This is a genomic window from Paraburkholderia sp. C35 (assembly GCF_003121405.1).
Taxonomy (GTDB): Bacteria; Pseudomonadota; Gammaproteobacteria; order Burkholderiales; family Burkholderiaceae; genus Paraburkholderia.
The window spans coordinates 1-23227 of sequence record NZ_QBUY01000130.1; the positions used below are offsets into that span (position 1 = coordinate 1).

Genomic DNA, 23227 nt, shown 5'->3' on the forward strand with positions numbered 1-23227 from the left:
GCTTTCTTTGCTTACTTTCTTTGCGGCGGCAAAGAAAGTAAGTGCCGCCCCGCACAGGGGCAACGCATGAAGAACCAATAACAAATCGCGGATGCCAGCAAAAGCAACAGCATACCCACCATGCAACCGCAAAACCAAAACGACCTCTTACTTTTTAGAAGCAGCCGCCCCACCGACTACCGGCAAATCAGCACTAGTCGCCATCCACAAAACTTCAGCATCCTCATCGCTAGTAGAAACAGCGGCATGCCCCGTACGACTGTCGAAGTAAAGACTATCCCCCGCATTCAAATGCGTAGGCGCATACAACTCCGAGTACAGACACACGCTCCCGCTGATCACATATAAAAACTCTTCGCCCTCATGCCGCCCCCAGTCGTCGAAGGCATCGAGCGTATGCGCGGTAATACGAATCCGGAACGGCAGCATCGCCTTATGCGCGAGATCGGTAGCGAGCAACTCCATCTGATACCCACGATACGCATGCCGCTGCCCGGCATCCTTGCGCGTGAGCGCGCGGCGTCCGCTTGCATTGACCTTCGGCGTCGATCCGAACAGTTCTCCCAGATCGATCTTCAACCCCACGACGATCTTCTGCAGCACGTCGAAAGTCGGCGACATCACTCCATTCTCGACTTTCGACAGCGTCGAGCGCGACACGCCGCACAGGCGGCTGGCCGTCTCCAGCGTGAGGTCGTGCGCGACGCGCGCGGCGCGTACGCGCCGGCCGAGGTCCGACGTCGAGGTATCAGTGGACTTGGTGAGCGAGGTATCCATGGGCTTGAATGACAGTGCGGCTCGATGCTTTTCGTGTTTCCGATCATAACATTCGCCTGGTTGCGCCCAGTCGGGCAGGTTCCGCGACGCACCACGAAGGCAAACAGATTTCCGATCTGAAACGCACCGGCAGAGTGTGCATGATGAGCCCCCTTCCTGAGAAGGCTTGCATAAAAAAACACGGGAAAACCCTCATTTTTCTGAGTTTCGACAGGGCAGCGCGATCGCGCAAATTCATGCCGCATCGCCGCTTGTCGCCATAAATTCTCGCGTGTATAGTTTCCGAACTTACTTTTGTTTCGTATCGGAAATCAAAGGAATTCAGATGAACGCATCGAGCATCCTCGCCGATCTCGGCATTGCAGACGCCGCCCAGGCGGGCGACATCGCCGTCCATTCGCCCATCACGGGTGAACGCATCGGCCGCGTGGCCAGCCAGTCGGCGGCTGAAGTCGACACGGTTCTGGCCAGCGCGAAGCAGGCATTCGAGCAATGGCGCAACGTACCCGCGCCGCGCCGCGGCGAACTCGTGCGTCTGCTCGGCCAGCGTCTGCGTGAGAAAAAGCAGGCACTCGGCAGCATCATCACGCTGGAAACGGGCAAGATCCTGCAGGAAGGTCTCGGCGAAGTGCAGGAAATGATCGACATTTGCGACTTCGCGGTCGGGCTGTCGCGCCAGCTTTATGGCCTCACCATCGCCTCGGAGCGCCCCGGTCACCGGATGGCCGAATCGTGGCATCCCCTCGGCACCTGCGTGGTGATCTCTGCGTTCAACTTCCCGGCGGCCGTGTGGTCGTGGAATGCGGCGCTCGCGCTCGTGTGCGGCAATGCGGTGGTGTGGAAGCCGTCGGAGAAAACGCCGCTGACGGCGCTCGCCGTCAACCAGATTCTCAATGAAGCACTGAAGGAATTCGGCGATGCGCCCGCTGGCCTCACGGCTGTCGTGAACGGTGGCCGCGACGTCGGTGCGAAGCTGGTCGCTGACCCGCGCGCGTCGATCGTCAGCGCGACGGGCAGCACGGAAATGGGCCGCACGGTCGGCGTCGAAGTGGCGAAGCGCTTCGGCCGCTCGCTGCTCGAACTCGGCGGCAACAACGCCGGCATCGTCACGCAGACGGCGGACCGCGAACTCGCGCTGCGCGGCATCCTGTTCTCGGCGGTCGGCACGGCTGGGCAGCGCTGCACGACACTGCGTCGTCTGTTCGTGCATGACAGCGTGTACGACCAGACCGTCGAGCGTCTGAAGCAGCTTTACGCCAAGGTGCCGATCGGCAATCCGCTCGAAAAGGGCACGCTGATGGGTCCGCTGATCGACAAGCAGTCGTTCGCGCGCATGCAGGAATCGCTGCAACAGGCGGCGGCCGAAGGCGGCAAGGTATTCGGCGGGGAACGGGTCGAAGTGAAGGGTTACGAAGGTGGCTTTTACGTGCGCCCGGCGCTCGTCGAAATGCCGTCGCAAACGGGCGTGGTGCTGAAAGAAACCTTTGCGCCGATCCTCTACGTGCTGCGCTACTCCGATTTCGACGATGCCATCGCTGCGAACAACGCGGCGCATCACGGTCTGTCGTCGTGCGTATTCACGACCGACTTGCGCGAAGCCGAGCGCTTCACGTCGGACTCGGGCAGCGACTGCGGCATCGCGAACGTGAACATCGGGCCGAGCGGCGCTGAAATCGGTGGCGCGTTCGGCGGCGAGAAGGAAACGGGCGGCGGGCGCGAGTCCGGCTCGGACGCGTGGAAGGCGTACATGCGCCGCGCGACCAACACCGTCAATTACTCGTCGGCGCTGCCGCTCGCGCAAGGCATCGACTTCAACCTCGACTGATGCTTCGGCGCTGCGTGGATGAGCCGTGCCGCTCGTCCACGTAACGCGTCGCACGTTTGGCAATCAAACTGATTTAGCGTTTTCAACCTGTCGCGGGCATGGGATGCCCGCTGACCCGCTTCGTCTGGAGTGGCCTGTGAGTTCGAAAGTCGTCGTTGTCGGTGGTGGCGTGATCGGCAGTTCGATCGCGTATTTCTTGCGTCAGTCGGATCCGACCGTCAGCGTCACCGTGATCGAGCGTGATCCAACGTACGCGCGTTCGTCGTCGGCACTGTCGGCTGCGTCGATCCGGCAGCAGTTCTCCACGCCGCTATCCATTCAGATGTCGCTGTTCGGCATCGAATTTTTGCGCACGATTGGCGAGCGGCTTCAGATCGAAGGCACGAAACCTTCCGTCGATCTCCACGAAGGCGGCTATCTGTTTCTCGCGACGCCGTCCGGCGAAGCGACGTTGCGTGAGAATCACGCACTGCAACAGCGTCTTGGCGCGGACATCACACTGCTCGACAAGGCGAATCTGAGCGCGCGCTTTCCGTGGCTGAATACGGACGATCTGAGCGCGGGCGCGTTCGGCGAAACGGGCGAGGGCTGGTTCGACGGCTACGGGCTGGTGCAGGCGCTGCGCAAGAAAGCACAGGCGCTCGGCGCGCGCTACGTGGCCGACGACGTCACGGCGCTGCATCGCGAAGGACGCCGCATCACGGCAGTCACGACTTCGCGCGGCGAGACATTCCCATGCGATGTGGTGGTGAACGCCGCAGGCGCATGGGCGCGACGCGTGGCGCAGATGGCGGGTGTCGAACTGCCGGTGTTTGCACGTCGCCGCAGCATCTTCAACGTCAGCTCGCCGGGCAAGCTCGCAGGTTGCCCGCTGCTGATCGATCCAACGGGCGTGTACTTCCGTCCGGAGGGCGATTCGTTTATTTGCGGCACGTCGCCTTCGCCCGACAACGATCCCGACGATCTGCCGCTCGATGAAGTCGATCACGCCCTGTTCGACGACGTGATCTGGCCGACGCTCGCGCATCGCGTACCGCAGTTCGAAGCGCTGCGTGTCGAGCATTGCTGGTCCGGCTATTACGAATATAACGTGCTGGATCAGAACGCGATCATTGGCCATCATCCCGACGTCGATAACTGCATTTTCGCGAACGGATTCAGCGGCCACGGTTTGCAGCAAGGCCCGGCAACCGGGCGCGGCGTCAGCGAACTCGTGCTGCATGGCCGCTATACGACGCTCGATCTTTCCTCGCTCGGCTTTATGCGCGTGCTGGAAAACCGGCCGATCGTCGAGAAGAACGTCGTCTGAACGCGGCTGCACGTCAGTGTTCGACGTGCTGCTTCCGTGCGTCTTCAACGCTGATTTCACCCGCCCGGCTGGCCTGATGTTGGGCCGCGGTCCAGTATTCGGTGCGCAGCCCGATCTGTTCCGACACGAACGAGCCGCCGCGCGTCTCGCGATAATGCGCGAGCGCCTTTAACACGAGTCGTTGTCCAACCAGCAAGATAGGCACGTTGAGCAGCACCATCACGATGTTCATCAGATCGGACAGCGCCCAGAGGTTCGGCAACTCGAGTCCGGCCAGCACCGTCAGTGCGCCGAACGGCACGAACACCAGCGATCCGACTACGCGAATGCTCGTGATGAACGTGCGGCTGCGCGAGATGAAGTTCGCGGAAATTTCCGCGAACGAGATCATGCCGAGCAGCGTCGTGAACGCGAACAGGCCGTAGCACACGCACATCACTATCTTCACGCCCTGCGCAACCGCCGCAGGGACGAGCGTCTGCACGGAAGCCAGGTACACCGTGATCTTCGATGCGCGCACGGATTCCCACGCCTGGCCATCGACAGTGCCCGTCCACACGTGCGCCATCACGACGATAAAGCCTGTCATCGTGCAGATGACCATGGTGTCGAAGAACACGCCGAGGCTTTGCACGAAGCCCTGTTCGCACGGGTGATCGTTGTCGGCGATCGCTGCTGCCATCGTGATCGTGCCCTGGCCGGCTTCATTCGACATCAGCCCGCGCTTCACGCCTTGCGCCAGCGCCGTGCCGATGGCCCCGCCGAACAGCGCGTGCGGCGCGAATGCACCGACGATCACCTCATGAAAGAAGTACGGGATCAGCGGCAGGTTGATCAGGATGATGACGAGCGACATCAGGCAGAAGAGCGCTGCCTTGATGGGCACGAGGACGTCCGTGTAAGCCGTGACGCGACGGATGCCGCCCATGATGATGAACGAGCACGCGACGATCAGGCTGGCGGCGATCGCGTAATACACCGTCGACTGGCGCGCGAGGTGCTCGCCCGAGACGGTATCGGCGATCGTGCCGATTGCCGTGAAGACATTGAAGGTTTGCGGCGGCACGTTGAACAGCGCGTACACGATGAACACCAGCGACAGAAACGTGCCGACGATGCGCCGGTCGCCGAGTACGCGCCGCCCATAGAAAGGCAAACCGCCGACGAACTCGTCGTGCTTCTTTTCCTTGAAGAGTTGTGCGAGCGTCGATTCCATGAACGCCGTCGCCATGCCGAAGAATGCGGCGACCCACATCCAGAACAGCGCGCCCGGGCCGCCCACGGAAATCGCGCCCGTGATGCCGACGATATTGCCCGGTCCCGCGCGCATCGCCAGCCCGAGCATGAACGACGCCAGCGCGCTGACGCCCGTGTTCGACGATTGCCGGCGCATCATGATGCGCAAGATCTTGCCGATGTTCATCGTCTGGACGAAGCGCGTGCGGATCGAGAAGTAAATGCCGACGCCGACCAGCAACAGGATCGCAAACGGGAACTGCCCGAGCACGGGTATTTGCGCGTAAGCCTTGAAGTTGGTCGGAAAGTCCCAGAGCAAATCCGAGATAGGTGCAATGAACGCAAAGAATGCATTCACGGATCGGAAGAGATTGTCCACGCGGCTTTCCTCTCAGGCGTCGACCTGTCTTGCGCAGGCGTTGGGGATTCGGGATAGGCAGACGCCGTGCTGCGCTATTCGAGCGCTGGCGTTGCTGTCGTGGGTCGCCATTATACGGATCAGTGGCAGTCCTACGAACGTGTAGCCGGATAGCTATCAGATGTAGTCGAACGATGAGCCGGCGCTCGAATCGTTGAAGATCAGATTGCTAGAGGAGTTGTCGTAGGAACACCAAGGGCGTCGCGCCATGCATCCAGACATGCGACAGCACGAACCACGCGCCAGCCCAGGATGCTGCGACCACGATCAGATCGCAATGTCCGCTATTCCACAGATTCAACGAGTGGCGTCCAATTATCCAGGGCACGCCTAGCGGATTGGGCCAGTCGGCCAGAAGATGCATCACGCCACCGCATGCGAAGCCGAACGCGACAGCCGCCACTGGGTGATGCGTCATTGCCTGCCAGGAAAAGAACAGCGCTGCGAGCCAGCCGATGCCCCAATGCGTCGCGGTGCGATGTGTGATCCACAGGCGCTTCTTGCGCGACCACCACGCCACTTCGAGCCAGTCTGGCGCGGTTGCGCCAGCGAGGCCCGCGGCAAACGCGAGCCATGTCCACAGGTAGAACGGGCCGTGCATTCCGTGGCGTACGGCGAGCGCCGCTGCAATGACACCAGCTGCCCAGCCGGTTGCGTGGTGTGCTTTGCTCGATGCCATTGAAGTCGCTGGATCGTTGACGGCGCGGTGAAAAGGGCGGCCATCTTCGCAGAAGTCTGCGTAAAAAAACAGGGTGCTTCCAGCGGGTGTTTCTTGCTGCGTCAGACGGGTTGGCAGGCTTTTGCGTTGGGGTTCGCCGTATGTCTTTGACTTGTCGGCGAAAAGATAAAAACCGCCAATGCTTGCGCGGCAAAAGTCCGTCACAAACCTTTACACATCAGCTCAGGTCGTGCACCGCGCAATCGCGAAACGGAGTTCTTCTTCGGGCGGATCTTCTCCCGTCCCACGCGTGACCTTGATCACCGAGCCGCTATTAGATGGCGTCAGCGTAATGAAATACGAACCGTTCGACGACGATCCGATGGTCAGGTCCGTGACACCGTTGTTCCTCGAGATACTCACGCGCGACAGGCGGCTGTCGAGACAGCGTGCGATATCCGAAGCGGGCCGCGCCGAGGCGACATAGACCATCGGCTCACCGGAAGCCTTGGCAGCGTCAGGCCCGCGCGACGAGCCGCAAGCGGCAAGAATGGCGATGGGAGCGAGGAGAACGAGTCGTTTCATATTGAGTCGGCGGCGTCTGCGTGCTGCGAGGAACGTGGGCCCACGCGAAGCGTGAAGCTTCGCGACGAGACCGCTTGCAGCGTTATGTCCGTTCATCGAATGAAATCGACCAGGCGTAGAACGAACTGTTAACGAATGCAAAAACGGTTCAAGCCGGAGTATACCGACGCGAGCCGCCTACGCGCGCCCGTCGTGTGAGAAATTGATACAGCCTGCTTTGCCGTGCTCGCCAGCTAGAAGCGATTTCTGTATGCGAGTCCGATCGTCGTGCCGTGCGGCGTGCGGTTGTACGTGATCATCCAGTGTGTGAGTGCGGCGCCCGTCAGCGCACCGAGCGTGTCGGCTGCAAGGTCTTTGTATGAGAAGCCGTCGGTGCGGCAGGTGCCGTCGATCATCTCCTTCGCGAAGCCGGGCAACGTGCCGATCAGCGTTCCGTACACGATGGGATGCTCGGTGTCGCGCATCAAGTAGGCGCCGAGCGCCCCGAACGGCGCCGACACGGCGAAGTGCTCGAGCTTGTCCGTGCCTGTCCAGCTATCCGATGTCTGCAGCCGCCAGCCGCCGTGTGAGCCGCTGCAATCAAATCCCGCGTGCGCCGCCGTGCTGGCGGCCAGCATCAGGGCGAGCGCGCCCCATTGTCCGATTGTCCTCATATGCTCTCCGATTGACTTGTTGACTCGCGCCTGATCTGTCAGAAACAGCCTGCGCGTGTAAGCATTTAACGACAGACAAATTCGAATGCTTAGTAAACCGAAGGAAAAGTGTCAACGAATGTGTCTCCGGCATGCGCATTGGGAACGTGCTCGCGCATCGCGCATAAAAAAACGCGCGCGTCAGACAGCACGCGCGCGTTTTTCGACATGAACAGCAGCCGGTGCGGATCGTCACCCGATCCGGCTGTCTGTGCAGTCGTCGTGAAGCAGCTTAGAAGCGGTGACGCAGGCCGACAGCGACAGCCGTCTGGTTTTGCGTCGACGACGGCGTCAGCGTGTTGATCGACGCGACGTTCGCGCCGAAGTTGCCGAGGCTGCCCGAAGCGTGCTGGTACACGCCTTCCAGGTAGACGTCGGTGCGCTTGCTCAGCGAGTAGTCGCCTTGCAGCGACACTGTGTGCCACTTCGGCGAGCCGTCGCCGTTAGAACCCGAGACCTTGCCGTCCGTGAACGTGTACGCAGCAGCCAGCGCCAGAGCCGGCGTCAGTGCGTAGCGGCCGTTGACTTCATAGTTGTCCATGTGCAGGTTCGTGCCCGACAGGCCATTGATGAACGTGCCACCGACATTCGCGCTCTGCAGGTTGTCCAGTTGCGTATGCGTCCAGATCAGGCCGACGGTTGCCGGGCCGTACGTGTAGTTCGCGCCGACACCGTACGTGCGTTGCGTTTGCGCGGCGAGTTGCGCTGCGCCGTTCGCGCCCGACGAGACCGCGCCGCCCGTGTTGTTGCTGCCTGCGTTGTTCAGTTGCAGGTAAGCAGCCGCGACGTTCAGCGGACCGTTCTTGTACGAAGCGCCTGCGCTCCATGCCCGGTTGTCGGAGAAGCCGTTGGCTTCGTTCGAGAAGCCATACAGGCCACCGAATTGCAGGCCAGCGTAGTTCGCGCTCGTGTACTTGACCGAGTTCTTGATCGAGAACGAGTTGTCGAGGTTGTCGTTGTCGAACGGGTGACCGGCCAGGTTGTTGCCGTAGCCCGAGCCTGCTGCCGACAGCGGCGCGAGGTAGTCGACCATCGAGTCATATTGACGGCCGAGCGTCAGCGTGCCGTACTGGTCGCTTTGCAGGCCGACGAACGCCTGACGGTTGAACAGCGTGTTGTTTTCCTTGAAGCTGCCGTTGTTCAGGTTGAAGCCGTTCTCCAACGTGAAGATGGCATGCAGGCCGTTACCGAGGTCTTCGCTGCCGCGCAGGCCGAAGTACGTATCCGACACCGTGCCGCTGCCTTGCTGCCAGTTGCTGTGGCCAGCCTGGTTGTTCGTGTAGACGAGGCCGGCGTCCAGCGTGCCGTACAGGGTCACGCTGCTTTGCGCGTTGGCCGATGCTGCGAATGCGCCGAGAATGCCCGCGACGATAAGGGTTTTTTTCATGCTTTATGACTCCGAGACTTTGCGTGGAGATCGTTGATACGGAACGCGCTGCGAATGCGTACCGTCGATCCGGAGCGAAGTGTATTACTGATATTCAATCGCTTACTTTCGTCTGGAGCAACAATGCTTTCCAGAATCAGGAATAGACGGATTAATGCCGCTAAGTATTATGGTTTTAAAGGATTTTTTGAGATGCGGCTGATTCGGAGCAGGTGTTGTCAATCGTCGCATTGTTGCAGTGGCGCGACAGTGACAGGTGAAAGTCAGCCGGGTTAACCCGTTGAAAACCGGTTTTGTGGGTAATTGCAAGCGTCGATTAGTGCGATTTTTGGAAAGGTACTCTTCCATTTGTTGAACTCGTTCGAGCGAGTCGCTGCTTATAGAATTCGTTTCACCCCTCGACCAAGGGTTGTCTTTTTCATCTGTTTTTATGCGGCCTTCGGGCCGCTTTTTTTTGCCTTTTTCGTATTCGCACGATTGAGTTGGATATTCGTCAATAGATTATTTCGTAAATCGGTATTAACTTGGCTTGAACCTTTTATTTGCGCGGCGAGTCGCGCTTTCTGTTGTCCGATGGATATAGGCGAGTATCCGCGTGGGTTTCGGCGTGGTGCGCGCGGGTAAAATAGCGGTTTTCACGCCGCAGATTCACGCGGCGTCTGACGAACCGGAACTACCCCTGCAATGACCGATACGCAACTCAGCGAAGCCGACGCCGGCGCGACCTCCGACGAAGCCCTGCACGAAGACCGGCTGTGGCGCGACAACGGCTGGACCGCGCGCGTCATCAAGAATGAAGACGACGACGGCTGGGCTGTCGAGATGATCAAGGACGGCGAAGCGGAGCCTGCGCTGGTCGGCCCGTGGACAATGGGCCGCGACAAGAAGAATCCAAAGCCGCTCGACGTGAACGCATTCAACACGCTCGTGAAGACGGCTGCGGAAGTGTTGCGCCGACATGAGCAGCAGTTGCACGCGCAGCTGCACAAGCGGATGTCAGTGGAATCGGGCGACATGACCGTGGAAGTCACGCTCGACATCATTCCCGATGAAGACGATCCCTACGCGTTGCTCACCGCGTTCGATTCTTTCGGCGAGCAGCTTGCGCAAGTGAAGGTCGCGCCGAACTTCAAGTTCAGCCGGGCGAGCGCGGCGTCGTGGGTCGACAACGAATTCCGTCGGCCGGGCTGACGCTGCGGGTTTCGTCTTGTGGTTCGAGGCTCAGGCGGTCTTGTTCAGTTCCGCCTTGATGCGCTCGGCGAGCACGCGCAATGCGTCGAGATCGGCGCGCTCGGCCGCGTGAATCTTCAACGGAATGCCGTCGTGGCGCGGGATCACGTGGAAGTGCACGTGCGGCACGGTCTGGCCCGACGCCGCGCCGTTCAGTTGCGCGATCATCATGCCGGGCGGGTTGAGCACGGCCTTGACGGCGAGCGCGACTTTGCGCGTCGTGCGGATCGCGGCGGCTGCCGCATCTTCGGATAGTTCGAACAGCTCGGCGGCCGGCTCCTTCGGCAGAACCAGCACGTGGCCTTCGGCCTGCGGCATGATGTCCATCAGCGCGACGGTGTGCTCGTCTTCATAAATGCGGATGGACGGCAGTTCGTCACGCAGGATGCGGGCAAAGGGGTTCTGCTGATCGTAGGGCATGAATGGCTCCGGTGGTCAGTCGCGTCGGCCTTGCGTCGAAGGTCGTGCATGAATGGTCCGGGGATTTTAGCTGACGGGCTTGCGTGCGATGTTGCATCGATCGGTAACGTGATGCGAACTTCGTTTCGCGCCAAGCACTTGCGTGTGATGTACGCGGCTTGTCCACATCCTTGTCACCAGAAAATGTGGATAACGCAGAGGCCGCAGATTGAGCGGCCTGTGATGCACGGCTCGCGAACGCAATGGTTTCAATGGCTTGCGCGAGTCTTGCTCAGGTTGCTCACAGTGTTGTCAACGGAAACTGTGGATAACGGTGGCGGGTCTGAAAATAGACATTGATGAGCGCACGCCTATTCTTCAATCAGAACAGAGGTGCCTGTGTCGACCCGATCAAATAGCTCGATGATGTCCTCGTTTCGCATCCTGATGCATCCGTGAGATGCAGGAACACCCATCGGTTCTGTGTCAGGACAGCCGTGGATATAGATGTAACGCCGCATCGTATCGACGTCGCCGAACCGGTTTCTTCCCGGTTCACGACCACACAGCCAGAGAATGCGGGTCAATATCCAGTCGCGCCCGGGAGACTGCTGCTCGAGTTCGGTCGAATAGATTTCGCCAGTACTCCGGCGCCCCACAAAAGCCGTTCCGACCGGATAAGAACCGCCGATCTTCGCGCGGATCACGTGCTCGCCGCGAGGTGTGCAGCCACTGCCCGTCTGCTCACCAGCGCCGTTTCTCGCCGAAGAGATCGAATACGTGCGTACTGGCAGTCCTTCCTGCATCGCGGTTAGCGTTTGTGCGGCGAGGTTCACGACGAGCCGCGAACGGGAACTGGGCGGGCGTGTTTGCGAGGTCGAAGGCTGAAGCGGCATCTCAATGATCAAGGGGAAGCGCAAAGGCGTGAGAGTGTCGACTCGCTACGAATGCCGCTGTAGCGATTGTCGGTTATCGGGGCGTCTGTGTCTTCAAGGTGCGGCGAGCGCGCCTAACAGTTCTTCCGTTGAAGTCACCGTGCAATATTCACCGTCGAGATTCGCCAGCGACATCGCGTGAACGTCGTCAGCACTGCGGTGCGTGCCATTCCAGTCCGTGCGCGCGAAAGTGAAACATCCATCGGCCACCAGCCAGGTCTGGAAGCCGAGGTTGCCCGCCATCCGAACCGTCGCTTCGACCGAATTGTTCGTGATGACGCCTGCGACGACCAATGCGTCGTGGCCGTGACGGCGGAGCAGGTCTTCCAGGTCCGTTCCGATGAACGCATTGTTCGTCTGCTTCGTGATGACGGGTTCATCCACGAGAGGCTCGGCCTCCGGCTTGAATTCATTGCCCGGTTGTCCTTGCCGGTAGTGCGATTCCTGCTGCGTGGAGTTGTGTTTGACATGCCAAACCGGCCAGGCCCTGCTGCGCCAATGAGATAGCAGACGGCTCACTTGCTGTTCGGCTTGAGGATTGTTTCGTTCGCCCCAGTCCGGATGGTCGATTGCACGTTGCAGATCGATCAGCAACAGGACGGCATTAGGCGGAGGGAGTGAGGAACGCATGCGTGGTGCAGAGAAACGAAATGTCGGGGCGAACCTGAGTTTGGCGGCGGATCAAGGCGTACTTTACATGGCGTTCGTACCACCATGCAGCACATTCAAATCCTGTCGCATCAGATACTTGCCGATGTCTTGCTCAGGTTACTCACAGGCTTGTCACCAGAAACTGTGGATAACACCGCAATCTCTTCAGGTGAAAAAAAACACGCGGAACCGACGCAACGCTGCGTGCATCGATCGCAATCTGAATCGCGTCAATGACTTGCGCGAGTCATGCGCAGGTTACTCACAGGCTTGTCACCAAAAAATGTGGACAAGATCACCTGCCAACGGCTCGCTGGAACACACAAAACGCAGGCCAACACGCCGTCCGATGCACGGAGTACATCTTGAGTCGCATCAATGACTTGGCGCGCTCATGCGCAGGATACTCACAGCCTTCTCCACGAAAACTGTTGATAACTGCCACTCGTGCAAAACAGATGCTCAGCTGCGCTTGCAGAAGATCGCCGTCACATGCGGCGCGACGTGAGGAACGATCGCCGTGCTGCCCGCGCGCGTGACGGCAGCCTGCACTTTCTCGTCGCTGCCCCAGACGACCGCGCCATATGCCGACTTCGCCAGCGGTTCGCCGCTGCCGACGCGGAAGATGGGATCGTCCTGCTCATAGCCGACCACGGCGAATACGCTGAACCCGAACGCATCCAGACTCGCGCCGCGCACAGGACGGAACGCGTTGATCGAATTGCTCTCGACGCGCATCGGCTTCGGATCGATCAGTTGCTGGCCAGCGAGATCGGCGATGAACGTGTGCGCCGATTCGCCACAAGCGAGCGCGGCATCGAGCGACGCAGCGCGCGCGGCGAGCGGCAGCGCCGACAACATTGATAGCAACGAAAGGGCGAGAGCGGAGCGAACAAAAAGCTGTTTCATGTTTTAGAAGAAGAACCACGACGATCGGCCATCAATCGGCTCGGATCGCGCAGGGAAGGGCCGGTAAGTTCGGCGCGACAGACGCGCACTCTACCCGCGTTCGGAAAAACGTGCTGTCCGGTCAACCACGACTAGGTCATTGAAAAGCAACAGAATTGTGTCCGACTGAGGCAAGAACTCGCGATCCCGTATATATTTCCGGGTTATGACTTCGCAATCGACCCCTCCCCGGAACGTTCCGCCGCCCAGAATGTGGGACGCCCGGCTTGCCCGGCGGCTCATCATGCCGCTCGTGGACACACCTGTTACGCCGAATCACCTGACGACCGTGCGCCTGCTGATCGGTCTCGCAGGCGGCGTGGCGTTGGCTCGCGGCGGTTTCGCGTGGACCAACATCGGCGCGCTTCTGATCGTGCTGTCGAACTTCGTCGACCATACCGATGGCGAGCTCGCGCGCGTCAGCGGCAAGACCAGCCGCATCGGTCATTTTTACGATCTCGCCTGCGACGCGCTCGTGACCGTTCTGCTGTTCGGTGGGATGGGTTACGGTATGACATCGGCGCAGGTCCACAATCTGATCGGGCTGCATGTGTCGCCGTTCCTGCTCGGCACCATCGCGGGCATCGCGGTTGCGCTGATCTTTTTCCTGCGCATGCGCATCGAAGATATGGTGGGCAAGGCGGGCACGAAGCAGGCGTCCGTCGGCGGCTTCGAAACCGAGGATGTGCTTTATCTGCTGCCCATCGTCACCTTGACGGGTGGCGTGGCACCGTTTCTCGTGGCTGCGTCGATTGGCGCGCCGTTATTTGCTGCGTACGTGGTGATCGATTACCGGCGCGTCTTGCGCCGCACTCGCCCGGCGCAAGAAGACAGTCAAGCGTTGGTGAGTTGATGAGTGTGCCAGTAGAAGAAAACGTGATGACCCCCCACCCGATGGAACCCGCTGCCGGCCTCGCGCCGGCTTCTGCCGCTTCAGGGGTGGCCGCTGCGTCGAACGTCGCGCCCGATCCGGATCGCGCGGTCGCTGCCCGCGTCCGCACGTTCGACAGCGCGCAGTTGCGCAAGGACTACGACGACCAGAGCGCCTTCCTGTACATGGAAGATTTCCTCGCGTCTGAAGTCACTGCGCAACTCGTCGCAGCCGCGCGCGGGTTGCTGCCGGAAGTGAACCGCAACTATCTGCCGGGTCACAAGCAGGGCGGCAGCGTGAGCCGCCATACGATCGACCGGCTCGCGCCGTTCATCGCGCAGCTGTATCGCTCGAAAGAGCTGATCGGCTTCCTCGAGCATCTGACGGGCGACAAGCTGCTGCTGTCTCCCGCCGACGATCCGCACGCGTACGCGCTCTATTACTACACGAAGCCGGGCGATCACATCGGCTGGCACTATGACACGTCGTACTACGACGGCCGCCGTTATACGCTGCTGCTCGGCGTGATCGACGAATCGTCGTGCCGTCTCGACTACGAACTGCATACGAAGAACCCGGAGAAAACCGATCAGCCGGGCTCGGTGCAGATTCCGCCGGGCGGCCTGGTGTTCTTCGACGGCGACAAGCTGCGCCATCGCATCACGCCCGCACTCGAAAACGAAATGCGTGTCTCGCTGACGTTCGAATACGTCACCGATCCGAACATGCGTCCGTGGCGTCGCGTGATTTCGAACTTCAAGGACGCGATTGCGTACTTCGGCTTCCGTCAGGTATTCAGCCAGTTCGCGCGCCGTAACGCCAAGGGAGAAGGCGTGTGACGCGTGCTGCCATGATCCTGCTGACGATCGGCGGCGGGCTGTTCGTCGCGTTGCTCGCATGGCAGGGCTTCGGCTCGGTCGTGTCGACACTGATGGCGGCCGGCTGGGGTCTCGCGATCGTCGCGGCGTTCCATCTGCTGCCGCTCGTGCTCGACGCGGGTGCGATCTCCGTGATGTTCGACCGTCAGCAGAAGGAAGTCACCGAACGCGACGCGATTTTCGCGCGCTGGATTGGTGAGTCGGTGAATAGCCTGCTGCCGGCTGGCCAGATCGGCGGGCCGGTGATGATGGTGCGCCAGTTGTCGCAGCGCGGTTTGCGCATGCGCGACGCGGCGGCTGCGATCACCGTGAGCACGACCTTGCAGGCGCTCGCGCAGATCGTCTTCGCGATGCTCGGCCTGCTGCTGTTCGGCGCATCGGCTGCACATGGCGCAATGCAGAATCTGCAGACCGCCGCGTTGATCGCAACGGGCGTGCTCGCGGCGATGATCATCGGTTTTTACATGGCGCAGCGGCGCGGCCTGTTCGGCAAGGCGCTGCGTGTTGTCTCGAAGGTGTTCGGCAAGCGTGACTGGTCCGCGTTGACCACGCGCGCCGATGCCGTCGATGTCGCCGTGCGCGAACTGTACGACCAGCGCGGCAAGGTCGCGGCGAGTTTTGCGCTGAGTCTGGCGGGCTGGATGGTCGGTACGGTTGAAGTGTGGCTCGCGCTGCGCTTCCTGGGCCATCCCGTCAGCTGGGTCGATGCGCTGCTGCTCGAAAGCATCGGCCAGGCGATCCGTGGCGCGGCCTTCGCGATTCCAGGCTCGCTTGGCGTTCAGGAAGGCGGCTATCTGCTGCTGGCGCCGCTGGTCGGTTTGCCGCCCGAGGCGGCGCTGGCGCTGTCACTCGTGAAGCGCGCGCGTGAGTTGCTGCTCGGTCTGCCGGGTCTGCTTTATCTGCACTTCAGCGAACGTAGCTGGCAGCGGCGGCGCGGTGGGCGCCTGCCGGCTGTCGATTGATTTTTTTAGAAAGGACCGCGAATGCGCGCCATCATTCTTGCTGCAGGTCTTGGCCTGCGTCTCCAGCAACCTGTCGGAGAACAGTTTCCCAAATGCCTGCTGCGTTTCGACGGCGTGACCCTGCTCGAGCGTCATCTGCAGATGCTCGACGCCGCTGGCGTCACTGACGTCGTGCTGGCGCTCGGCTTTCAGCCGGAACTGGTCGAGGCTGAACTGCAGCGCATCGAATGGCCGCACAAGGTCGAGATCAAGCTGAACCCGCGCTTCGATCTGGGCAGCGTGCTGACGGTGCACACCGTGGCCGATGCACTGACGCGCGGCGGCGATGTGCTGCTGATGGATGCCGACGTGCTGTATGACGAGCGCATTCTGAGCGCGCTGGTGGCGGGTGAGCATGCGAACCGTCTGTTGATCGACCGCGATTTCGAAGCCGGCGATGAGCCGGTGAAGCTGTGCATCAAGGACGGTGTGCCGGTTGAGTTGCGCAAGCAACTGGCTGTGGGCCTCGAATACGACACGATCGGCGAGTCGGTCGGCTTTTTCCGTCTGCGTGAAGACACGGCTGCGCGGTTTGCCGAGATCGTTGCTGGCTACGTCGACAGTGGGCGCGCGAACATGCCTCACGAAGAGGCGGTGCGGGATCTGCTGCTCGAACGCAGCTTCTCGTTCGATACTGCGGACGTGACGGGTGCGCCGTGGATCGAAATTGATTTCCCGAACGATGTGAAGCGGGCCACTGCCGAGATCCTGCCGATGCTGCAGCCGCTGGTTGGCGCTGCCCGGTAATCAGTCTTTAGTCGTGCTGGCGGCATCTGCGTTTCGTTAGTGGTCTGCATGCGTTGCTCCTGCGCGGAGCAACGCGTGAAGCAAAAAGGCAAATCGTGGATGCCGGCGCAAACGCATTAGCACAGTTGCACGCCTGGCAAAGCAGCAGCAAACTGCGGGCGCCATCCAATCCCCGAAACGACCCAGTCTTCAGAAAATGCCCCTGGCAATAGGCACTTTCATAGTGCCCTTGATCGTCGCGTGTGCGATGTTCATGGAAAACGTCGACGCGACAGTTCTCGTCACGTCATTACCGGTACTGGCCAGAGATCTCGGCCACGACCCGATCACACTGAAGCTCGCGATCACTGCCTATGTGATCGGCCTGGGCGTCTTTATCCCCGTTTGCGGCTGGGTCGCCGACCGCTACGGTCCGCGCTCTGTATTCCGCACCGCAATCGGCATCTTCATGGCCGGCTCGCTGATGGCCGCCGCGTCGACCAGTCTGCCGCTGTTCGTCGCTGCACGCTTCGTGCAGGGTATCGGCGGCGCGATGATGGTGCCCGTCGGACGCATCATCATCTTCCGTTCGGTGCCGAAGTCGGACTTCATTCGTGCCGTGAATTATCTGACCGTGCCCGCGCTGCTCGGGCCTGTCATCGGGCCGCCGCTTGGCGGCTTCATCACGACGTATCTGCATTGGCGCCTGATCTTTTTCGTCAACATCCCGATCGGCCTGTTCGGCATCTGGCTCACCAACAGGCACATCGAAAACATGCGTGAAGCGCATCCTGGTCCACTCGACTGGACTGGCTTCGCGCTCTCGGCAAGCGGTGCGTCGCTGTTCATGCTCGGCCTGTCGCTGGTAGGCGGAGAGCTCGTGTCGAACCGCGTGTCGATCACCATGTGTGTGCTCGGCGCCGCGCTGATGCTGATGTACTGGCACTACGCGAGTCGCGTCGAGCGTCCTGTGCTCGATCTGAAACTGCTGCGTATCCCGAGTTTTCACGCGAGCGTGGCAGGCGGTTCGCTGTTTCGTATCGGCTTCGGCGCCGTGCCGTTTCTGTTGCCTCTCGCCTTGCAGGAAGGACTCGGCATGACGCCGTTCGCAGCGGGCACGATCACGTGCGCGTCGGCGTTCGGTTCGATGTTTATGAAGACGATCGCGTCGTCGGTGCTGGCGCGCTTTGGCTTTCGACGCGTGTTGATGTTCAATGCCGTACTCGCCGGTTGTGCCATCGCGAGCTATGGATTCTTCGGGCCCGGCACATCGCATGCGGTGATCTGGTTCGTCGTGCTGTTCGGCGGCGTGTTTCCGTCGCTGCAATTCACGTCGCTGAACTCACTCGCATACGCCGATATCCCGAGCCGGGACGTTGGGCGCGCAACGAGTGTCGCGAGTGTCGTGCAACAGATTTCACTTGGCCTAGGCGTAACGATTGCGGGGATCGTGCTGCAGATCTCACACAATCTGCAAGGGCATTCGACTATCGTTTGGAGCGACTTCTGGCCCGCGTTCCTTGCGGTCGGATTGTTCTCAGTCGCATCGATTCCCATCACGGCGAAACTCCCGCATAACAGTGGCGAAGAACTCGCGCGCGGCGGCAGAGGCAAGGCGTGATGTGAGGTCATCACCTGTACTTCATATCGACACTCGAATTCAGATCGCATAGGTTCGAGTGCGATATAGGCCTTCAGGCAGTCGGACCGAATACCGCATTCGTTGCACCGCAGCACATGCCGAAAGCTCCCGCGATTGCCTGACAGTGTCGAGGGCGGAGAGCAATTGGCATTAGCGAGTGCGACGCGGATTGGTGCACCTTCAACCTGTGAGGCCGCTTCGCAAATGCCGGGATTGCGTGTTATAAGCCCTTAGACAGGCTTTTCGTTCCATCACTGGATGATCGTCTTTGGAGACACGCATTGAAATTAATCAATAAAGCGAAATTCTCAGCAACAGCACTGGCAGTAGCAGGGCTCGTCGCCACATCCACTGCGTTTCTCGAATCGGCTCCCGCGTATGCGAAGGCGCCGCCGCCACAGCAGCCCGTACTGAATGCATCGGCCGTAGCCGTCGCCGACAAGTACAGCGCCGACGCAGCAGAACAGATCTTCAAGGAAGGCGGCAATGCCGTCGATGCCGCTGTCGCCATCGCGTTCACGCTGGCCGTCACGTATCCCGAAGCAGGCAATATCGGCGGTGGCGGCTTCATGACCTTGTATGTGAACGGCAAGCCTTATTTCATCGACTATCGCGAACGTGCGCCGCTGGCTGCAACGCGCAACATGTATCTCGACGATCAGGGTAATGTGATCAAGGGCAAGAGTCTGTTCGGCTATTACGCTGCCGGCGTGCCGGGTACCGTGGCGGGCATGTGGGAAGCGCAGCACCGCTTCGGCAAGCTGAAATGGAAGCAGGTGCTCGCACCCGCTATCAAATATGCGCGCGATGGCTTTGAAGTCGACGAGCAACTCGCAAAGCGTCGCGAAGCGGCAGAAAAGGACTTCGACGGCAAGACAAACTTCGATACCTATTTCGGCAACCTGAAAGAAGGCGTCAATTTCAAGCAGCCGGATCTTGCTGCCGTGCTGACGCGCATTGCGAATCAGGGCGCGCGTGAGTTCTATAACGGCAAGACAGCGGATCTGATCGCCGCATCGATGAAAGGTCATGGCCTCATCACCAAACGCGACCTGCAGGAGTACCGGGCCGTGTGGCGCCAGCCCGTTCAGGCAAACTGGAATGGCTATCACGTGATCACGGCGCCGCCGCCGAGCTCGGGTGGTATCGGCCTCGTGCAATTGCTGAAAATGAAGGCCGACCTGAAGACCGACTTCACCAATGTCGATCTCAACTCGCCGCAATACATTCACCTGATTTCGGAAATCGAGAAGCGCGTCTTTGCAGATCGTGCGCAGTATCTCGGCGACCCTGACTTCTACAAGGTGCCCGTCGCACAGCTTACCGACGACGCCTACATCGCAAAGCGCGCTGCCGAAGTGAACCCGAACACCCCGTCGGACACGAAGAGCGTGCAACCGGGCCTCGGCACGTCGATGCCTGAAAAGGCGGAAACGACGCATTTCTCGGTCGTCGACAAGTGGGGCAACGCCGTCTCGAACACGTACACGATCAACGGCTATTTCGGCTCAGGCGTAGTCGCGGAAGGTACGGGCATCGTGCTGAACGACGAAATGGACGACTTCGCTTCGAAACCCGGCGTGCCGAACATGTTCGGCGTGGTGGGCAGCGACGCGAACTCGATCGAGCCGAAGAAGCGCCCTCTCTCGTCGATGACACCGACCATTCTGACGAAGGATGGCAAGGTGTCGCTGGTGATCGGCACGCCGGGTGGTTCGCGCATCTTTACGTCGATCTTCCAGGTGGTCAACAACGTCTACGACTTCAACATGCCGTTGAAGGAAGCGGTGGGCGCGATGCGTTTCCATCATCAGTTGCTGCCGCCCAATACGATTTTCTGGGAACCGTATGCACCGATTGACGGTGATCTGGCCAGGCAGGTGGAAGCGAAGGGCTATACGTTGCAGGCCCAGAACTTCAACGGCGACATTCAGGCAATCAAGATCAACGGTGACCGGCCGGAGGCAGTGTCCGATCCGCGTGGCCGTGGCGTATCGCGTGTGATTCCGTAAGCGCACGCCGGTTCGCTGTACTTTAAAGGTTCGCCCGACAGCGGACATCGCCGATGGGCGATGTCCGCTGTTTTCACTTTCAGGGTGGGGAGCACGCCATGGACCAGCCGCATCCAACGCGCGATGTGCAGGAACCGCAATTCGAAGCGCTAAGTGCTGTCACGCTCGCAACACACAATATGGAACGCGCCGTGGCGTTCTATCTGGCACTTGGCTTTCCGCTTTCATATGGTGGACCGTTCGAGGCGTTTACATCGTTTGCTTTCGGCGGCACCTATCTGAACCTGATTCTCGACACACGTGGCCCGGTGCTGTGGTGGGGCCGCGTGATCGTTCATGTCTCCGACGTGGACGCGGTGTATCGCAAGGCAGTGGCTGCCGGATATGTACCCGAGGCACCGCCCGCAGATGCAACATGGGGCGAGCGCTATTTTCATATCTGCGACCCCGACGGCCACGAGATCAGCATCGCCAGACGGCTGTAAAAGTATCGGTTAGCGTCTGACGGCGTCGTGCGTCGGGTGCGAGAGTAATATGACTGACACCGACAGCACCCACAATCACAAGAGCCCACGCGCAGCGTAAACCCTTTCCGCGTAACGGAAGCAACAGGAGCCACTGTGATGAAGGAATCCGAGCAGGAACTTGACGCCGCCGCGTCGCTCGCCGCACGGCAGCGCCGCTTCGAAGAGGATCTCATCGATGCTTACGATGAAGAACTCGAAATGGAAGTCGACGACCGCATTCTCGACGGCGCACAGGGCACGACGCCCGAAGCGCGCGAGCTGCGCAAACAGTACTTCCGTGAACTGTTCCGTCTGCAAGGCGAACTCGTCAAGCTGCAAGACTGGATCGTCAAGACGGGGCATCGGCTCGTCGTGATCTTCGAAGGGCGCGATGCGGCCGGCAAGGGTGGTGCGATCAAGCGCATCACGCAACGCCTGAATCCGCGCGTTTGCCGCGTCGCGGCACTGCCCGCACCGAACAATCGCGAACGCACGCAATGGTACTTCCAGCGCTATGTCAGCCATTTGCCCGCAGGCGGCGAGATGGTGCTGTTCGATCGCAGCTGGTACAACCGCGCAGGCGTCGAACGCGTGATGGGCTTCTGTACCGACGAAGAATATGAAGAGTTCTTCCGCTCGGTGCCCGAGTTCGAAAAGATGCTCGCGCGCAGCGGCGTGCAGATTCTCAAGTACTGGTTCTCGATTACCGACGAAGAGCAGGAAATCCGCTTCCAGGCGCGCATCAACGATCCGCTCAAGCAATGGAAGCTGAGTCCGATGGACCTCGAAAGCCGCCGCCGCTGGGAGCTGTATACGCAGGCGAAAGAAGTGATGCTGCAGCGCTCGCATATTCCCGAAGCGCCGTGGTGGGTCGTGCAGGCCGTCGACAAGAAGCGCGCGCGCCTGAACTGCATCCAGCATCTGCTGAGCCAGGTGCCGTATCACGAGATCGAACACCCGTCCATCGTCTTGCCGGAGCGCGTGTTCCACGAGGACTATATCCGTCATCCCGTGCCGGATTCGATGATCGTTCCAGACGCCTTCTGATACCTGTTTGAAAGGCTGAAATGAAAAGCGCGGCATGTACATCATGCCGCGCTTTCTTTTTTGCCGCCGCCGCTTTCGTCAACCGGATGAAAGCGGCGGGCGGGTGATGTCAGAACAGGTGGCGGAACAGCCAGTACAGTCCGGCCGACAGCGCGATCGAAGCGGGCAGTGTCAGCACCCATGCGAGTATCAGGCTGCGCACGGTGCTCCATTGCAGTCCCGAACCGTTCGCGGCCATCGTGCCCGCTACGCCCGAGGACAGCACGTGCGTGGTCGACACGGGCAGGCCATACATGTCGGCGGCGCCGATCGTGACCATGGCGACGACTTCAGCCGAAGCGCCCTGTCCATACGTGAGATGCTGCTTGCCGATCTTCTCGCCCACCGTCACGACGATGCGCTTCCAGCCCACCATCGTGCCGAGACCCAGCGCAATCGCGACAGCGACCTTCACCCACGTCGGAATGAACTTGGTTGCGTGATCCATCTGTTTCTTGAAGTTGTCGATGGCTTTCGCGTCGTCGGCTGCGAAGGCGGGTTGCTTGGCCTTTTCCATCAGACGGATCGCTTCGGAGGCAACGTACATGTTGTTGCGCACGTTATCGACGATGTTTTGAGGCACGTTTGCCATGGAGCCCGACGCGCTGACCTGCTGGCCGATCAGATCTGTCAGCTTTTGCAGGGCGGGGACCGTGGCGGGCGTCAGTTGACGCGTGCGGACGTAGTTTTCCACTTCCGTACGCGGTGCGATCACGGGCGGCACGCCCGGCGTCGCATACTTGCCGAGTGCGGCCGAAGCCTGTTGCGAGACCGCGAGGAAGGTTTGCGTTTCGTTGGCGCCAACGGCCTTGTTCAGCGCATAAGCGGTCGGCACCGTGCCGATCAGGATCAGCATGATGAGGCCCATGCCTTTCTGGCCGTCGTTGGAACCGTGCGCGAACGACACGCCCGTGCAGGTCAGAATGAGCAGGCCGCGAATCCAGAACGGCGGCGGTTCTTTGCCTTTCGGTTCGGCGTAAAGCTCCGGCACGCGTACGACTGCCTTGAGGATCAGCAGCAGCAGGCCTGCGAGCAGGAAGCCGACCAGCGGCGAGAACCGCAGCGACTTGCCCACGCCGGCAGCTTGACCCCAATCGACGCCGCTGGTGCCGTCCGCGCCGTGCAGGAACTGGTTCATCAGGCCGACGCCGATGATCGAGCCGATCAGCGTATGCGAGCTCGACGACGGCAGGCCGAGCCACCATGTGCCGAGATTCCAGATGATCGCCGCAATCAGCAGCGCGAACACCATCGCAAAGCCGGCACTGCTGCCGACCTGCAGGATCAGTTCGACGGGCAGCAGTTGCAGAATCCCGAAAGCAACCGCGCCGCTCGATGTCAGCACGCCGAGGAAGTTCCACGTGCCGGACCACACGACCGCTGCATTAGGCGACAGCGAATGCGTGTAGATCCTGTCTCTGTAACACATCTCCGAGCCCACGAGACCGACTCCCG

22 protein-coding genes are annotated in these 23227 nt (G+C 60.6%); 11 read left to right on the top strand and 11 right to left on the bottom strand.

The annotated features are described in order from the left end of the window. Nucleotides 1–147: 147 nt before the first annotated feature. The gene (locus tag DK391_RS39315; RefSeq protein WP_109483394.1) at nt 148–777 is read right to left on the bottom strand and encodes an XRE family transcriptional regulator; all 630 of its coding nucleotides are present in this window, start codon (nt 775–777) and stop codon (nt 148–150) included. 325 nt (nt 778–1102) lie between these two features. On the opposite strand from DK391_RS39315, the gene DK391_RS39320 reads away from it, so the two are divergent. Together DK391_RS39320 and DK391_RS39325 are read left to right on the top strand one after the other, a co-directional pair. After that, nucleotides 1103–2602, top strand: coding sequence for an aldehyde dehydrogenase family protein (locus DK391_RS39320; RefSeq protein WP_109483395.1), 1500 nt, complete (start codon nt 1103–1105; stop codon nt 2600–2602). A gap of 136 nt (nt 2603–2738) precedes the next feature. Continuing rightward, a complete protein-coding gene (locus DK391_RS39325) occupies nt 2739–3911 on the top strand; it encodes an FAD-binding oxidoreductase (RefSeq protein WP_109483396.1) in 1173 nt (390 codons plus the stop codon). Between the two features lie 13 nt (nt 3912–3924). On the opposite strand, the gene DK391_RS39330 is transcribed toward DK391_RS39325, so the two are convergent. The 5 genes from DK391_RS39330 to DK391_RS39350 form a co-directional block, all read right to left on the bottom strand. Next, nucleotides 3925–5526, bottom strand: coding sequence for an amino acid carrier protein (locus DK391_RS39330; RefSeq protein ID WP_109483397.1), 1602 nt, complete (start codon nt 5524–5526; stop codon nt 3925–3927). Nucleotides 5527–5734: 208 nt separating this feature from the next. After that, nucleotides 5735–6244, bottom strand: coding sequence for a metal-dependent hydrolase (locus DK391_RS39335; protein ID WP_109483413.1), 510 nt, complete (start codon nt 6242–6244; stop codon nt 5735–5737). A 222-nt stretch (nt 6245–6466) separates the two neighbouring features. Next, entirely contained in the window at nt 6467–6808 is a 342-nt protein-coding gene (locus tag DK391_RS39340; protein ID WP_109483414.1) for a sugar ABC transporter ATPase, read from the bottom strand. 233 nt (nt 6809–7041) lie between these two features. Continuing rightward, on the bottom strand, nt 7042–7461 hold the full coding sequence (locus DK391_RS39345; protein WP_109483398.1) for a hypothetical protein: 420 nt from the start codon (nt 7459–7461) through the stop codon (nt 7042–7044). Between the two features lie 271 nt (nt 7462–7732). Then, a complete protein-coding gene (locus tag DK391_RS39350) occupies nt 7733–8887 on the bottom strand; it encodes a porin (RefSeq protein ID WP_109483399.1) in 1155 nt (384 codons plus the stop codon). A 684-nt stretch (nt 8888–9571) separates the two neighbouring features. Between DK391_RS39350 and DK391_RS39355 the strand changes: the two genes are divergently transcribed. After that, complete coding sequence (locus DK391_RS39355; protein ID WP_109483400.1) at nt 9572–10078, top strand: hypothetical protein; 507 nt, start codon at nt 9572–9574, stop codon at nt 10076–10078. A 30-nt stretch (nt 10079–10108) separates the two neighbouring features. Here DK391_RS39355 and DK391_RS39360 read toward each other — a convergent pair whose 3' ends face one another. From DK391_RS39360 to DK391_RS39375, 4 genes are all read right to left on the bottom strand, one after another. After that, the gene (locus DK391_RS39360) at nt 10109–10537 is read right to left on the bottom strand and encodes an HIT domain-containing protein (protein ID WP_109483401.1); all 429 of its coding nucleotides are present in this window, start codon (nt 10535–10537) and stop codon (nt 10109–10111) included. Between the two features lie 350 nt (nt 10538–10887). After that, nucleotides 10888–11352 carry a L,D-transpeptidase gene (locus tag DK391_RS39365; protein ID WP_239483078.1) on the bottom strand — a complete coding sequence of 155 codons (465 nt, stop codon included), beginning with the start codon at nt 11350–11352 and terminating at the stop codon, nt 10888–10890. A 153-nt stretch (nt 11353–11505) separates the two neighbouring features. After that, nucleotides 11506–12081 (bottom strand): cysteine hydrolase family protein, encoded by a 576-nt coding sequence (locus DK391_RS39370; protein ID WP_109483403.1) that lies wholly within the window; start codon nt 12079–12081, stop codon nt 11506–11508. A 483-nt stretch (nt 12082–12564) separates the two neighbouring features. Further along, on the bottom strand, nt 12565–13011 hold the full coding sequence (locus DK391_RS39375; RefSeq protein ID WP_109483404.1) for a hypothetical protein: 447 nt from the start codon (nt 13009–13011) through the stop codon (nt 12565–12567). A 205-nt stretch (nt 13012–13216) separates the two neighbouring features. Here DK391_RS39375 and DK391_RS39380 point away from each other — a divergent pair, with 205 nt between their 5' ends. The 8 genes from DK391_RS39380 (at nt 13217) to ppk2 (ending at nt 21733) form a co-directional block, all read left to right on the top strand. Further along, a complete protein-coding gene (locus DK391_RS39380; RefSeq protein ID WP_109483405.1) occupies nt 13217–13903 on the top strand; it encodes a CDP-alcohol phosphatidyltransferase family protein in 687 nt (228 codons plus the stop codon). Beyond that, nucleotides 13903–14760: a 2OG-Fe(II) oxygenase gene (locus DK391_RS39385; RefSeq protein ID WP_109483406.1), complete on the top strand. Its 858-nt coding sequence runs from the start codon at nt 13903–13905 to the stop codon at nt 14758–14760. Before DK391_RS39380 ends, DK391_RS39385 begins: the two co-directional genes overlap by 1 nt. Next, nucleotides 14757–15761 (top strand): flippase-like domain-containing protein, encoded by a 1005-nt coding sequence (locus DK391_RS39390; RefSeq protein ID WP_109483407.1) that lies wholly within the window; start codon nt 14757–14759, stop codon nt 15759–15761. Before DK391_RS39385 ends, DK391_RS39390 begins: the two co-directional genes overlap by 4 nt. A 21-nt stretch (nt 15762–15782) precedes the next feature. Next, entirely contained in the window at nt 15783–16547 is a 765-nt protein-coding gene (locus DK391_RS39395) for a phosphocholine cytidylyltransferase family protein (RefSeq protein ID WP_109483408.1), read from the top strand. Nucleotides 16548–16743: 196 nt separating this feature from the next. After that, nucleotides 16744–18147, top strand: coding sequence for an MFS transporter (locus DK391_RS39400; RefSeq protein WP_109483409.1), 1404 nt, complete (start codon nt 16744–16746; stop codon nt 18145–18147). Nucleotides 18148–18449: 302 nt separating this feature from the next. Then, nucleotides 18450–20180 (top strand): gamma-glutamyltransferase, encoded by a 1731-nt coding sequence (ggt, locus tag DK391_RS39405; RefSeq protein ID WP_109483410.1) that lies wholly within the window; start codon nt 18450–18452, stop codon nt 20178–20180. Nucleotides 20181–20278: 98 nt separating this feature from the next. Beyond that, a complete protein-coding gene (locus tag DK391_RS39410) occupies nt 20279–20665 on the top strand; it encodes a VOC family protein (RefSeq protein ID WP_109483411.1) in 387 nt (128 codons plus the stop codon). A 138-nt stretch (nt 20666–20803) separates the two neighbouring features. Further along, the gene (gene ppk2, locus DK391_RS39415) at nt 20804–21733 is read left to right on the top strand and encodes a polyphosphate kinase 2 (protein WP_109483412.1); all 930 of its coding nucleotides are present in this window, start codon (nt 20804–20806) and stop codon (nt 21731–21733) included. Between the two features lie 109 nt (nt 21734–21842). Here the strand turns inward: ppk2 and DK391_RS39420 are convergent. Further along, on the bottom strand, nt 21843–23227 hold a 1385-nt coding region (locus DK391_RS39420), incomplete at its 5' end, for an inorganic phosphate transporter (RefSeq protein ID WP_109483415.1).